14 protein-coding genes are annotated in these 13,940 nt (G+C 69.2%); 7 read left to right on the top strand and 7 right to left on the bottom strand.

Annotated elements, in window-relative coordinates; all coding sequences use genetic code 11:
- Positions 1-21 precede the first annotated feature (21 nt).
- A complete protein-coding gene (locus ACQUQ0_RS15295) occupies positions 22-2,265 on the bottom strand; it encodes a thioredoxin domain-containing protein (RefSeq protein ID WP_435186365.1) in 2,244 nt (747 codons plus the stop codon).
- A 153-nt stretch (positions 2,266-2,418) separates the two neighbouring features.
- Here ACQUQ0_RS15295 and purD point away from each other — a divergent pair, with 153 nt between their 5' ends.
- Together purD and ACQUQ0_RS15285 are read left to right on the top strand one after the other, a co-directional pair.
- On the top strand, positions 2,419-3,717 hold the full coding sequence (purD, locus tag ACQUQ0_RS15290; RefSeq protein ID WP_435186364.1) for a phosphoribosylamine--glycine ligase: 1,299 nt from the start codon (positions 2,419-2,421) through the stop codon (positions 3,715-3,717).
- 68 nt (positions 3,718-3,785) lie between these two features.
- Complete coding sequence (locus ACQUQ0_RS15285; RefSeq protein WP_435186362.1) at positions 3,786-4,376, top strand: acyltransferase; 591 nt, start codon at positions 3,786-3,788, stop codon at positions 4,374-4,376.
- 16 nt (positions 4,377-4,392) lie between these two features.
- Here ACQUQ0_RS15285 and ACQUQ0_RS15280 read toward each other — a convergent pair whose 3' ends face one another.
- From ACQUQ0_RS15280 to ACQUQ0_RS15260, 5 genes are all read right to left on the bottom strand, one after another.
- Positions 4,393-4,785 (bottom strand): hypothetical protein, encoded by a 393-nt coding sequence (locus ACQUQ0_RS15280; protein ID WP_435186360.1) that lies wholly within the window; start codon positions 4,783-4,785, stop codon positions 4,393-4,395.
- Positions 4,785-5,624: a mechanosensitive ion channel domain-containing protein gene (locus ACQUQ0_RS15275; protein WP_435186358.1), complete on the bottom strand. Its 840-nt coding sequence runs from the start codon at positions 5,622-5,624 to the stop codon at positions 4,785-4,787. Before ACQUQ0_RS15275 ends, ACQUQ0_RS15280 begins: the two co-directional genes overlap by 1 nt.
- Entirely contained in the window at positions 5,624-6,439 is an 816-nt protein-coding gene (gene dacZ / locus ACQUQ0_RS15270) for a diadenylate cyclase (RefSeq protein WP_372389479.1), read from the bottom strand. Before dacZ ends, ACQUQ0_RS15275 begins: the two co-directional genes overlap by 1 nt.
- Positions 6,440-6,531: 92 nt before the next feature.
- Entirely contained in the window at positions 6,532-7,998 is a 1,467-nt protein-coding gene (gene proS / locus ACQUQ0_RS15265; RefSeq protein WP_435186356.1) for a proline--tRNA ligase, read from the bottom strand.
- Positions 7,999-8,069: 71 nt separating this feature from the next.
- Positions 8,070-8,561, bottom strand: a complete 492-nt coding sequence (locus ACQUQ0_RS15260; RefSeq protein WP_435186354.1) for a hypothetical protein — start codon at positions 8,559-8,561, stop codon at positions 8,070-8,072.
- 338 nt (positions 8,562-8,899) lie between these two features.
- Here ACQUQ0_RS15260 and ACQUQ0_RS15255 point away from each other — a divergent pair, with 338 nt between their 5' ends.
- The 5 genes from ACQUQ0_RS15255 (at position 8,900) to ACQUQ0_RS15235 (ending at position 13,557) form a co-directional block, all read left to right on the top strand.
- On the top strand, positions 8,900-10,819 hold the full coding sequence (locus ACQUQ0_RS15255; protein WP_435186352.1) for a beta-CASP ribonuclease aCPSF1: 1,920 nt from the start codon (positions 8,900-8,902) through the stop codon (positions 10,817-10,819).
- A 176-nt stretch (positions 10,820-10,995) separates the two neighbouring features.
- Positions 10,996-11,676: an ABC transporter ATP-binding protein gene (locus ACQUQ0_RS15250; protein ID WP_435186349.1), complete on the top strand. Its 681-nt coding sequence runs from the start codon at positions 10,996-10,998 to the stop codon at positions 11,674-11,676.
- On the top strand, positions 11,676-12,506 hold the full coding sequence (locus ACQUQ0_RS15245; RefSeq protein WP_435186347.1) for an ABC transporter permease: 831 nt from the start codon (positions 11,676-11,678) through the stop codon (positions 12,504-12,506). The genes ACQUQ0_RS15250 and ACQUQ0_RS15245 overlap by 1 nt, the downstream gene beginning before the upstream one ends.
- Positions 12,507-12,632: 126 nt before the next feature.
- Complete coding sequence (locus tag ACQUQ0_RS15240; RefSeq protein ID WP_435186345.1) at positions 12,633-13,007, top strand: methylglyoxal synthase; 375 nt, start codon at positions 12,633-12,635, stop codon at positions 13,005-13,007.
- A gap of 64 nt (positions 13,008-13,071) precedes the next feature.
- Complete coding sequence (locus ACQUQ0_RS15235) at positions 13,072-13,557, top strand: DUF7332 family protein (protein WP_435186343.1); 486 nt, start codon at positions 13,072-13,074, stop codon at positions 13,555-13,557.
- 19 nt (positions 13,558-13,576) lie between these two features.
- Here ACQUQ0_RS15235 and ACQUQ0_RS15230 read toward each other — a convergent pair.
- Positions 13,577-13,940, bottom strand: a 364-nt coding sequence (locus ACQUQ0_RS15230) for an endonuclease III domain-containing protein (protein WP_435186341.1), incomplete at its 5' end; no start/stop codon positions are given.

Genomic DNA, 13,940 nt, shown 5'->3' with positions numbered 1-13,940 from the left:
GCGCCGCGTCGGATCCGCCGGCTACGACCCGTCGGAGTCAGTGTTGGCGTCGACGTCCGAAGCCTGTCCCGCGTCATCGAACCACCCGAACGCCTCCGCGAGGTCGTGCGCGGGCGGCGAGCAGACTCGGTCCTCGCAGACGTAGACGGTCGGCTCGCCGTCGCGCTCGGTCCGACCCTTCCAGATCGGCGGCGCGGCGTCGGGGCCGAGGAGGTCCAGCCACTCGGCGAGTCCGTCGTCGGTCGCGGGCCGCGGCGCCACGATCCCGTCCGGGAGGTACGTGGACGCGAGCGACGACCGGAACGCTTCCGGGAGCCCGGCGGAGGCCTCGCCGACTCCCGAGGCCGCGATCACGACCTCCGTGCCGCCGCGGGCGCGCCTGTCCGCCGCCAGCGCGAGGGAGACGTGTTCCAGCGGGCGCCCGCGGATCGTGTCCCGGTGCGTGTCGACGACGTCGCTCGCGGCGGTCGCAAAGCCCGCCTCGGGCGCGAACGCGTCCAGATCGAAGAGGAGCGACGCCGCGACGCCCGCGCTGGCGGGGGTGGACTGGTCGCGGAGGTCCTGCGGGCGCGTGATGAGCGACTCCCCGTCGGCGGGGGTGAGATAGAACGTCCCGCTGTCGGCGTCGTAGAACGCCTCGACGATCGCCCGCGCGAGGTCGACGGCGAACGCCAGATGGGCGACGTCGCCGGTCGCCTGATACAGGTCGAACGCCCCGCGCGCGAGGAACGCGTAGTCGTCGAGGTAGCCCTGACCCTTCACGTCGCCGTCCTTGTAGCGCCGGGCGAGCCGCTCTTCTCCCCGGTCCCAGAGGTGCTCGCGCACGAAGTCGAGCGCGTCTGCGGCGAGGTCCGCGTAGTGGTCGTCGCCGAGGACGAGCCCGCCGCGCGCGAGGCTGCCGATCGCGAGGCCGTTCCACGCCGCCAGGATCTTCTCGTCGCGCGCCGGGCGGACGCGCTCCGAGCGGGCCTCGAACAGCGCCGCGCGGGCGTCGTCGAGATGCGCGATGATCTCGGACTCCGGGCGGTCGTACTCCGCCGCGAGGTCGGGGATCGAGCGCTGGACCGCGAGGACGGTGGACCCCTCGAAGTTGCCGCCCTCGGTCACGCCGAAGCGCTCCATCGCGATCTCGGCGGTCAGTTCGTCGTCGACCGCGGCTTCGACCTTCGCTGGCGTCCAGACGTAGAATTTGCCCTCCTCGCCCTCGCTCCGGGCGTCGAGCGTGCTGAAGAAGCCGCCCTCGGCCTGGCGGAACTCCCGTTCGAGGAAGTCGAAGGTCTCGCGGGCGATCGTCGCGTACGCGTCTTTGCCCGTGAGTTGGTAGGCCGAGAGGTAGACGCGGGGGATCTCGGCGTTGTCGTAGAGCATCTTCTCGAAGTGCGGCACCGTCCACTCGCGGTCCGTCGCGTAGCGGTGGAAGCCGCCGCCGACGTGGTCGTAGACCCCGCCCGCTGCCATCGCGTCGAGCGTCTCGGTCGCGGCCGAGCGCGCCTCCTCGGTCCCCGAGCGCGCGTAGGCCCGCAGGAGGGCGTCGATCCGCCACGGCTGGGGGAACTTCGGGCCGCCGGAGCCGAAGCCGCCGTGCTCGCGGTCTGTCGCCCGGAGCGCCGACTTCGCGACGCTCCCGAGGACCTCCGCGCCGAACGGCGCCGCGTCGGCGTCGCTGTCGGCCGACTCTCCGCCGACGCCTCCCATTCCGGCGTCGGGAGCGCCCCCCGACGTCGATTTGCCCGTCGTCTCCAACTGATCGCGGAGCGCGTCGGTCCACTGCGACGCGCGGTTTTCGATCTCATCTCGGTCCCGCTCCCAGGCCTGCGCGAACGACTCGCAGACGTCCAGAAAGCCCGGGGCGTTGCCGCGACGGTCCCCCTCCCGCTTCGGGAAGTACGTCCCGACGTAGAACGGCTCGCCCTCGGGGGTGAGCCAGACCGACAGCGGCCAGCCGCCCCCGCCGGTGACCCGCTGACAGATCGTCTGGTAGACCCTATCGAGGTCCGGGCGCTCCTCGCGGTCGACCTTGATTGGCACGAAGTAGTCGTTGAGCACGGCCGCGACCGCCTCGTCCTCGAAGCTCTCTTCGGCCATCACGTGACACCAGTGGCAGGCCGAGTAGCCGACCGAGAGGAAGATCGGGCGGTCCCGCTCCCTCGCGGCCGCGAGCGCCGCCTCGTCCCACGGCTGCCAGTGGACCGGGTTGTCTGCGTGTTGCCGGAGGTACGGGCTCTCCTCCTCGTCGAGCCGGTTCCGAGCCACCGGATCGTCCATACCCGCGGTAGGCGACTGGCAGGGAAAAGCGGTGTGACGTCGGAACCGGTCCGCCTCTTATGCTCGCTCGTCCCACGTCGACAACCACGAACGTGCATACCGAGCGATCGAAAAAGAGCAACCTTTACACTCCTATGCGTACCCCCTCCGGGTATGACAGACTCCGAGACGGTCCTCCTCGTCGGGGGCGGCGGACGCGAGCACGCGATCGCCCGCGCCCTGACGGACGACCCGGCGTGCGAACTGTACGCGGTCGCGGGCAACCGAAACCCCGGCATCGTCGGACTCGCGGCAGGGTTCGAGACGGCCGACGAGCGGGCCGCAGACGAGATCGTCGCCTACGCCGAGGACGTCGGCGCCGACCTGGCGATCATCGGACCCGAGTCGGCCCTGGAGGCGGGCATCGCCGACGCGCTCGACGCCGCGGGCGTCTACACCTTCGGGCCGGGCGCGGAGGCCGCCCGCATCGAGACGGACAAGGCCTTCCAGCGGGAGTTTATGCAGTCCGAGGACATCCCAGGCTGTCCGGACTTCGCCGTCTTCGACGAGATGGAGGCCGCCTGCGACTACATCGACGAGTACGACGGCGACCTCGCGGTCAAGCCCGCGGGCCTCACCGGCGGCAAGGGCGTGAAGGTCATCGGCGATCAGGTCGACGAGGAGGGAGCCAAGACGTACCTCCGGGAGAACCAGTACGACAGAGTCGTCCTCGAAGAGCGCCTCGTCGGCGAGGAGTTCACCGTCCAGGCGTTCGTCGCCAACGGCGAACTCCGGACCACGCCGGCCGTCCAGGACCACAAGCGCGCCTACGAGGGCGACGAGGGCCCGAACACCGGCGGGATGGGCAGTTACAGCGACGCGACGCCCGAACTGCCGTTTATGGACCCGGAGGACTACGAGGCCGCCGTCGACATCCTCGACGCCACGGTCGAGGCCCTGCCCGACTACAAGGGCGTCCTCTACGGGCAGTTCATGCTCGGCGCCGAGGGCCCCCGCGTCGTCGAGTTCAACGCCCGCTTCGGCGACCCCGAGGCGATGAACACGCTGCCGGTCCTGGAGACGTCGTTCCTCGACGTGCTGGTCGCCGCCCGCGACGACGACCCCCTCCCGGACCTCGAATTCGCCGAGCGGGCGACCGTCTGCAAGTACGCCGTCCCCGACGGCTACCCCACCGACCCCGACAGCGGCGCGAAGATCGCGGTCGACGAGGAGACCGTCGGCGACGCGCTCCTCTTCTATGCCAGCGTCGACGCCCGCGAGGACGGCCTCTACACGACGACCTCCCGCTCGTTCGCGGTCGTCGGCGTCGCAGACACCATCGAGGAAGCCGAGAGACAGGCCGAAGACGGCCTCGCGGCCGCCGGCGACGGCCTCCGCATCCGCCACGACGTCGGCAAGGCCGACCTCGTCCAGCGCCGCATCGACCATATGAACGACCTCCGCGGCGAGTAGCGGTTTCATACGGTCCTCGCCGCCTCCGACGAGCGAACCTTTTGTTCGTCGCCCGCCTACCGGCAATCGTGAGCGACGACGCCGACGGGACGGACGGGTCGAGAGCGGGAGACGACCGCGGAGCGGACCGCAGACACGATCGACTGCGGCGCCACCCGACCCCCGGCGTCGGCAACTCCCTCCGGTACTGGACGGACGCGAAGCCGGTCTGGCGGGTCGCGCTCAACTACGTTCTGGTGTGGATCGCCCGCGTCGTCCCGTCGCTCCGCCTCCGCAACTGGGCGCTCCGGCGCCTCGGCGTGACCGTCGGCGAGGGCGTCTCCTGGGGGCTGGAGGCGACGCCGGACGTCTTCTGGCCCGAGCGCATCACTCTCGGTGACCACGCAGTCGTCGGCTACGACTCGGTGCTCCTCTGTCACGAATTCCTCCAGGACGAGTACCGGACCGGGGAGGTCGTCGTCGGCGACCGCGCGATGATCGGCGCGAAGGCGGTGGTCCTCCCCGGGGTCCGGATCGGCGAGGGCGCACAGGTGGGCGCGAACTCCCTCGTGACCGAAGACGTCCCGCCGGGGGCGACCGTCGTGGGCGTGCCCGCGCGGCCGGTCGAACGCGACGGGGACGGTGACGACGGCGAGAGCGAGGACGGGAGCGGTCGGTGACCGGCCGCCGTCGATCTCACTGCACTCGCGTCCTGATCGCGTCGATCCCGTTCCGGTAGACGACCGCGTAGGCCAACGGATACGCCGCGGCGAGCCCGACCCCGAGGTACCGCAGTTGGGTCATCGGATCCGGCGGTGCGAACGTCACCCCGAAGATCGCGATCAGGTGAGCGAGCAAGACTGCGCGGAGCGCCCGCTCGCGGTCCGCCGGCAGAGCGCGCGTCCCGAGACGCCGTCGGAACGCCACATAGACGAGCGACAGCGGCAGCAGGAGTGCGACCAGAAACGCCAGGCCTCTCGGCGAGCCCGCACCTCGCGCCGCCGCGTCGCGGTAGACGAGATAGACGATCAGCGCGCTGGTCGCGACGTAGAACGCGGCGGCGAGAACCGCCAGCAGTCGCACCGCCATCAGTCCCGAATGCGGACCACGCCATCCTCGAAGACGGCGCTGTTGGGGACGACGAACTCCTCGCCGTCGTTTTCGATGTGGGTCACGAAGAGGTTCACCTCCTGGACGATCCCGCGGTTGCCGCCGATCTCGACCTCGTCGCCGATCGCGTAGGGCTGATTCAACAGGAGGTACGAGCCGGCCGCGCCGGACTTAAGCAGGTCCGAGAGCGCGATGCCGGCCAGGAGCACGACGGCGAAGAGATACGCCGCCAGCAGGACGACGAGCGCGAGCGTCGCGACGCCGAGCTGGGAGAGCGCGACGAGCACCGCGATGTAGAAGACGGTCACCTTTGCGATCTGCGGGAACACCCCGATCTGCGGGAGCTTGATCCCCGTCAGGCGCTCGCTGACGACGAGGTGGGCCTTGTCGCCGACGACGACGCCGACGATGAGGATCACGACCGCGATGAACAGCTGCGGGAGGAACTGGACGGTCCGGCTCCAGAAGGTCGCCGCGATCGAGATGTTCGCGAGCGACAGCGACAGGAGGGCCGCGATCCCGATGACGAAGTACCGAACGAGCGAGCCCAGGACCTCCACTGTGGAGGTGTCGAAGTTCCGCGCGGTCCGCTCGAAGGCGGTCCCCTCGATCGCCTCCGGGACGCCCAGGCGGACGAGGATCCGGGTCGTCAGCGCCCCGAGGACGAACGCGACCGTCAGCCCGACGACGATCACGACGAGCGCCGCCCAGATCTCGCGGGGCACGGTCCGGATCACCCGATCGAAGAGCCGCGTGTCGAACTGGAGCACGGTCGGAACCGCTCCGCTCGCGGCCGCGGGCGCCTCGACCCCGGTCATCAGTACTCCTCCGGGTCGATCTCCAGGATTATCTGCCCGCTCTTGAACGCGCGGACCAGGCCGTCCGATTCGGAAAGGACGATCGCCGTGGCGTTGGTGTCGCGGGTGATCGCCGCGGCGGCCATATGCCGCGCGCCGAGGCCCTTCGGGATGTCGACGCCCTCGGCCGCCGGTTCGAGGTAGCGGTAGGCGCTGACGATCTTTCCGGAGTCGGAGATGACGAAGGCGCCGTCCAGCCTGGAAAACTCCTTGAGCATCACGTTCACGATCGGGTCGCCGACGTGGACGTGGGACTTCTCGAAGGGGTTGTAGCTGAGCGGGCGGGACTTGTTCATCACTTTGCCCGCGTCGCCGACGACGAACAGGGCGCCGACGGGCTTGCCCTTCTGGCCCTTCTTGCCCAGTTCGATCGCCACCTCGAAGACGTCGCGGATGACGCCCGGATCGGCCCGGGAGTTCGCGAAGAGGTCGTAGATCCCCGAGCGCATCGACTCGTCGATGCGGACGCGGACCACGCCGTCGGGGTCGCCGTCGAAGACGCGCACGCTGCAGGCGACGTTGTCGCCCTCCTCGACGAGGTCCTGTTCGAGCGCGCCCTCGATGCCGAACCGGATCCGGTCGCGGACGTTGTCGAACTCCAGCGGCAGTTCGACGAACGTCTCGGCCCCGACGGCGTTCTCCGGGGCGACGACCACCAGGTCCACGTCGAGGTCGGCGTCGACGAACCGTTCGTAGTGGGAACTGCTCGGCGAGAACAGGAACGCGCCCTCGACGCCCGACACGACATCCCCCAGGAGGTCCGATAACGCCGTCATTGGTTATGGTAGTCGTCGAGCGCTTATAAAGCGTTGTGGGACGTTTTCGCGGGTGATATCAGTCTGACGGACGTCTGACAGGACGGGGCGAGTCAGTACGACTTCGCGAAGTACGCCGTCTCCTCGGCGTCGTCGTCGCAGATCGCACACGACTCGCCGCCGTGGATCTCCGCGTCCTCGTCGTTCAGCGGGACCATCACGATCTCGGCGGCGATCTGGTCTTTGATCTCGCCCTCGCAGGCCTCGTCGCCGCACCACGGCGCCTTGACGTAGCCGCCGTGCTGGCCGATCGTCCCGAGGATCTCCGCCCTGTCGTCGGCTTCTCGGACGTTCGACTCGAGGTTCTCCTCGGCCGCCGCATAGAGCTTCGCGTAGACCTCGTCGAAGTGCTCCTCGACGGTCTCGACGATGTCCTCGCGGCTCTCTTCTTCGGACTCCCCGTCGGGCCGGTGGACGAGCGTGACGGTTCCGTCGTCGGCCTCGTTGGGGCCGATCTCCATCCGAACGGGGACGCCCTTCAGCTCCCACTCGTTGAACTTGAAGCCCGGATTCCGCTCGTCGCGGTCGTCGAGTTCGACGCGGATGCCGGCGTCTTCGAGGTCCGCGGCGATGTCCTCGGCGTACTCCAGGACGTCGTCTTTGGTGTCGGCCTGCCAGATCGGGACGATCACGATCTGCTCGGGCGCGATCGCGGGCGGCAGGACGAGCCCCTGATCGTCGGAGTGAGTCATAATCAGCGCGCCGAGCGCCCGCCAGGAGAGCCCCCACGAGGTCGTGTGGGCGATCTGCTCGTCCTCGTCCTCGTCGGTGTAGGTGATGTCGAACGCCTCCGCGAAGGAGGTGCCGAGGTAGTGGGAGGTCGCGCCCTGGACCGACTTGCCGTCGGGCATCAGCGCCTCGACCGTCGTGGTCGTGTCGGCGCCGGGGAATTTGTCGTGTTCGGGCTTCGCGCCGCGGAGGACGGGCATCGCGAGCAGGTCCTCGTAGGTCTCCTCGTACTGGTCGAGCCGGCGGGTGGTCTCCTCCCACGCGTCCTCGCGGGTGGCGTGGGCGGTGTGGCCCTCCTGCCAGAGGAACTCCTTCGTCCGGAAGAACGGCTTCGTCTCGGTGGCCTCCCAGCGCACGACCGAGACCCACTGATTCACGCGGAGCGGGAGGTCGCGGTGGCTGCGGACCCACTGGGAGATGTACGGCGTGATGATCGACTCGGAGGTCGGCCGGACCGCAAGCGGCTCCTCTAACTCCTCTTTGCCGGCGCGGTCGACCCACGCGACCTCGGGATCGAAGCCCTCGACGATGTCCTTTTCCTGTTCGAGGTAGCTCTCGGGGATGAACATCGGGAAGTAGGCGTTCTGGACGCCCGTGTCCTTGAACAGGGAGTCCAAGTGGCCCTGGAGGCGCTCCCAGAGTTCGTAGGCGCGGGGCCGCGTGACGATGAAGCCGCTCATCCCCTCGGGCGCGTAGTTCGCCAGGTCGGCCTTCTGGACGACCTCGGCGTACCACTCGCCCGTGTTGTACTCCTTCGACTCGGTGATGCCGAGTTCCTGCTCGTCGCTCATTATGTATTTCGAGCCCCAGGTCGGTCTTAAATCTCCTGAAGCGGCCCCCGCGTGGCCGCTACGGAGGCGACTCACTCCGGTCGCGACGAATCGACCGCAAACGGACTCTCGCCGGCCTGCCAGTCCCACCCCGGCAGCCGCGTCTGGAAGCCCGCGGCGAGCGCGGCGTCGAGGTCGTCGGCGCCCGCCCCGCCGTCGGTGTGCGTCGCTACGTCGGCGTAGTGGAACGTCGCCTGCGCGAGCAGCGACAGCGGGCTCCCGCCCGCGATCGTCGCCGCCAGCTCCCGGCCGAGCACCTCGTCGACGACGAACCCCGGGTAGTCGCCTTCGACGTCCAGCTCCCGTAGAATGGCGACGTAGCCGGCGACGTTGACCGCGACGTCGCCGTCGGCGAAGACCGCCCGGACCTCGTCGCGGTACTGGTCGGACGAGACGGTCCCGACCTCCGTCTCGAACTCCTCGCCGAGTCGCCGCCGCGTCTCGTTGAGCAGGGGGACGACGACGTCGCTCCGGTCGCGCACCCACGCGGCCTCCGCGGCGACCCGGTCTGCGGTGAGCCTCATACGGCCACAGAGGCGACCGCGGGATATCGGCTTTGCGAAGGCTTTTATACGACCGCGGAGGAAGATACTACCAAGCGGGTTCTCCCTGCCTCCTCGAACGAACCGCAGAGACTGCCGGTCACAAGTCGTCTTATGCTCTCTCGTAGGACTTCGTCGTCTCGGATTCACGACCTGCACGCCCGCTCGGTCCGTCGAGGAGGCGGGGGCGCCCCGACCGAACGCCGACGGCCCGCGCCGTCGGTCGGATGGGACCGATCGCGCTCGGTGCGGCCACGCGCCGCCCCGGGTCGGCCGGTCCGAATCGACGGCGCCGCGGCCCCGACGACACGCTCTCAGGTATGAGTTCAGTAGACACGCAACTCGAGGAGTTGAAAGCAGAGATCAAATCGGAACTGCCGGCCGACGTCTCGATCACGGACGTCACCTACGAGGGTCCCGAACTGGTGATCTACACCCGGGACCCCAAGCGCTTCGCCCGGAACGGCGACCTCGTCCGCGACCTCGCCGGCACGCTCCGGAAGCGAATCACCGTCCGTCCGGACCCGACGGCGCTGTCGACGCCCGACCGCGCCCGCGACCGGATTCTCGACGTCATCCCCGAGGAGGCCGGCGTGACGGACCTCGACTTCCACGAGGACACCGGCGAGGTCGTCATCGAGGCCGAAAAGCCCGGGGTCGTCATCGGGAACCACGGCGAGACGCTCCGGCGGATCACCCAGGAGGTCGGCTGGACGCCCGAGGTCGTCCGCACGCCGCCGATCGAGTCCTCGACCGTCTCGAACGTCCGGAGCTTCCTGAAACAGGAGCGCGAGGACCGCCGGGACATCCTCGAACGGGTGGGCCGGCAGATCCACCGCGAGACCCTCGCCGACGAGGAGTGGGTCCGGATCACCTCGCTGGGCTGCTGCCGGGAGGTCGGCCGCGCCTCGTTCATCCTCTCGACGGCCGACACGCGGATCCTCGTCGACTGCGGCGACAAGCCCGGCTCCGACGACTACCCCTACCTCCAGGTGCCCGAGGCGCTCGGGGCGGGCGCGAACTCCATCGACGCGGTGGTGCTCACCCACGCCCACCTCGATCACTCGGCGCTGATTCCCCTCCTGTTCAAGTACGGGTACGACGGGCCGATCTACACGACCGAGCCGACCCGCGACCTGATGGGGCTCCTCACGCTCGATTACCTCGACGTCGCGGCCAAGGAGGGCCGGACGCCGCCCTACGACTCCGAGATGGTCCGGGAGGCGATCAAACATACCATCCCCCTCGACTACGGCGACGTGACCGACATCGCGCCGGACGTCAAGCTCACGTTCCACAACGCGGGCCACATCCTCGGATCCGCGGTCACGCACTTCCACATCGGCGACGGCCTCTACAACGTCGCCTTCTCGGGCGACATCCACTACGAGGACACCCGCCTGTTCGACGGCGCCGTCAACGACTTCCCGCGCGTGGAGACGCTGGTCCTCGAATCCACCTACGGCGGCCGCAACGACTACCAGACCGACCAGGAGGACGCCGAGCGGAAACTGATCGAGGCGATCAACGAGACCCACGACCGCGGCGGGACGGTCGTGATCCCGGCGTTCGCGGTCGGGCGCTCCCAGGAGCTGATGCTCGTCCTCGAAGAGGCGATGCGCGAGGGGAAGATCCCGAGTATGCCCGTCCACCTCGACGGGATGATCTGGGAGGCCACGGCGATCCACACGACGTACCCCGAGTACCTCCGCGACGACCTCAGCGATCGGATCCTCCACGAGGACGAGAACCCCTTCCTGGCCGACGAGTTCAACCACATCGACGGCGGCGACGACGAGCGACGGGACGTCGCCGACGGCGACCCCGCGATCGTCCTCTCGACGTCGGGGATGGTCACCGGCGGGCCGATTATGTCCTGGCTCGAACAGCTCGGCTCGGATCCGGACTCCACGCTCGTCTTCGTCGGCTACCAGGCCCAGGGCACCCTCGGCCACCGGATCCAGAACGGCCGCCGGGAGGTCCCGATCGACGGCGACCGGGTCGGCCGCTCGGAGACGATGACCTTAGAGATGGACGTCGAGACCGTCGACGGCTTCTCCGGCCACGCCGACCGCCAGGGCCTGGAGAACTTCGTGAAGACGATGAACCCCCGTCCCGAGAAGGTCCTCTGTGTCCACGGCGACGAGCGCTCGGTCCAGGACCTCTCGTCGGGGCTGTACCACGACCACCACCTGCGGACGTTCGCCCCGAAGAACCTCGAGACGTTCCGGTTCCGGTAGCAGATTTCGGAATGCCGAACTCGCCGAGCCCCGGGACCGCCGATCCCGTTCCCGGCGAGCGTCATCAGACCGACTACCGTATCCTCGGCCGGGTCCGGCCTCCTATATACTCCTATAGAGCGGTTTTGGGACAGGCGTAAGGGCTCGGGGTCGGTATCGCCACCCGGGAACGTACCGTGTCAGCCGCCACACCGAAACTGGAGACCGAGTCGCTCTCGTTTGCCGTCGACGGCGATCCCATCGTCCGCGACGTGGACCTCGCGATCGCCGCCGGTGAGACCCTCACCATCGTCGGTCCCTCGGGCGCCGGGAAGTCGACGCTGCTCCGCCTGCTCGACCGCCTCGACGAACCGACCGGGGGGACGGTGTACCTCGACGGCACCGACTATCGAACGATCCCGCCGACAGACCTCCGGTCGCGGGTCGGGATGGTCCCGCAGGATCCGGCGCTCCGCGACGGGACGGTCCGCGAGAACGTCACCGTCGGGCCGCGGCTCCGGGGCGAGGCGATCGAGCCCGGCCGCCCGGAGGCCCTGCTCGAAAACGTGGATCTGGGCGGCTACGGCGACCGCGACGTCGCGGATCTCTCCGGGGGCGAGCGCCAGCGCGTCGCCATCGCCCGCACGCTGATCGTCGATCCCGAGGTGCTGTTGCTCGACGAGCCGACGGCCAGTCTCGATCCAGAGGCGAAAGCGCAGATCGAGGCGTTGCTGGCAGATCTGTTGGCCGACGCCGAACGGACGGTCGTCTTCGTGACCCACGACGAGGCCCAGGTGGAGCGGATCGCCGACCGCGTCGTGCGGTTCGTCGACGGGCGGATCGCGGCCACCGGGCGGCCCGAGGAGGTGTCGCTCTGATGCTCCCAGCGCAACTCGCGGACCCGACGGTGGTGCGGGGGCTCCTGCAGGTCGCGGCCGCCTCGTCGCTGGCGGCGGTGGTGCTGGGGCTCTCGTACGTCAGGAACCTCGACCTGGAGCGGGAACTCGGCGGGGCGTTCGTCCGCGGCTTCGTGCAGGTGCTGGCGATGGGCGCCCTGATCGGCGTCCTGTTTTCGATCCCGCTGTCGTTCTCGGCCGTGGTTCTGGCCGGGATGATCGCCTACGCCGCGTGGGAGTCGCGCAAGCGCGGCGACGGCGTCCCGCGGGCGTTCCGGGTGTCGCTGACGGCGATCGCGCTCGGGGCCTCGGTGGTGATCGTGACGATGGTCGCCGCGGGAGCGATCGAGTCGACCGTCCGGAACCTCGTCCCCGTGGGCGGGATGATCATCGCGAACGCGATGAAGACGAACTCGCTCGCGCTGGATCGGTTCAAGAGCGAGATCGAGTCCAACCGGGCCGAGATCGAGGCGCTGCTGGCGATCGGCGTTCCCCCGCGGGCCGCCGCGTCCGAGCACGTGACCGAGTCCGTTCGCGCGTCGCTGATCCCGGTGGTCGACGCGATGCGGACGCTCGGTCTGGTGTACATCCCCGGGATGATGGCCGGGATGATCCTCGGCGGGGCGAACCCGATCTACGCGGCGGAGTACCAGTTCGTCATTATGGCGATGATCTTCGCGGCGGGCGGGCTGACGAGTATGACAGCGAGCCTGCTCGTGGGCCGATACGCGTTCACCGAGGCGGCCCAGCTCCGACGGTTCGAGGAGTCCTCGCCGACGGTGGTGTCGGCGTTGCGTTCGATGCGCCGGTGACGGGTCCGTCCCCTGGCCGCTCCCGGATCGCGCCCGCGGGCGACACTGGGACCGGACTGCGACGGCTCGCGTCAGATCGCCCCTCACACGGCGAACACTCTTGTCGGTGTCGGTCTACCAGTGCATATGCGAATCGCGCTCATCGCCCACGACGAGAAGAAGCCCGAGATCGTCGAGTTCGTGCAGAACCGCATCGAGGACCTCCAACGGATGGACCTGATGGCGACTGGAACGACCGGCAAGCGAATCCGGGAGGCGACGGGACTCGACGTCGAGCGAAAGCAGTCCGGCCCGATCGGCGGCGATATGCAGATCGGCGCCGAGATCGCCGACGGGAACTGCGACGGCGTGATCTTCCTGCGGGATCCGCTGACAGCACAGCCCCACGAGCCCGGCATCACCGCGCTCCTGCGGATCTGCGACGTCCACGACGTGCCGCTGGCGACGAACCTCGCGAGCGCCGGCGCCGTCCTCGACGAGCTCGTCCGCACGATGGACTGACCCCTAATCTCACGCGTGAGAATCGCGCAGTGAGACTTAATCCGGGAAGCGCGCAAGGCCCCGTATGCGCACTCCTCGGACCCCTGATACGCTCCGCCGCGCCGTCGCCGTCTTCGCGGCTCTGGCGGTGTGTGCCTCGCTCGCGCTCGCCGGCCTCCCCGCGGTCGCCGCACAGTCCGGCGGCGACGGCGGTGCCGGGGCGGGCGATTCCGACCGCTGCTTCCCGCCGGGCGGGCACGACCTCTCGGTCGGCTCCGGCGACCCGCACATCAACGTCACCGTCCACACCTCGCTCTTCACGTCGGCGCCGCCGAGCGCGCTCGGCCTGTCGGCCCGCGGCGTCGCGCTCGACGCCGACATCGTGCGGCTCCGGACCGGCGTGCTGTTCGAGGCGAACCAGGAGAACGTCTCCGTCGGCCAGATCTGGGACTCGTTCGTCGTCGTCTTCGACTACCGGCTCTCGCTGCCGATGTTCTCCGACGCGTTCGACGACTCGACGTACGAGCCCTCCGAGGGGCCGGTCTCGGGCGTCGAGACGCGGGGCTGTTAGAATCAGCCGGACGCGGGGGTCAGTCGCCGGCGACCTCGGCGGGATCGACGACCGACTCCGCCATCTCGTCGACGCCGACGCGGTCGCACAGGTCGTAGAGCGGGCACGCCTCGGGGCCGTCGAGACACGCGGGCTTGCGGGCCGAGCAGTACTCGCGGCCGAACTGGATCATCGCGGTGTGGCCGAATCCGCATTTCTCGCCGGGGACGTCGGCTTCGAGGTGCTCGCGGACGGTCTCGTGGTCGGCGTCCGCGGGCGCGAGCCCCATCCGGCGCGCGATCCGGTGGACGTGGGTGTCCACCGGAACGCTGTTGGGTAAGCGATTGTTGGTGAAGTCATAGAGCGGTTTCGAGGATGATTTTGAGTGCTTCTTCGCCGGGTTT

It is taken from the genome of Halobellus sp. EA9 (genome assembly GCF_051195055.1).
In the GTDB taxonomy this organism is placed as follows: domain Archaea; phylum Halobacteriota; class Halobacteria; order Halobacteriales; family Haloferacaceae; genus Haloquadratum; species Haloquadratum rubicundus.
The sequence above is the reverse complement of the archived record's forward strand: the minus strand, read 5'-3'. Positions and strand labels throughout refer to the sequence as shown.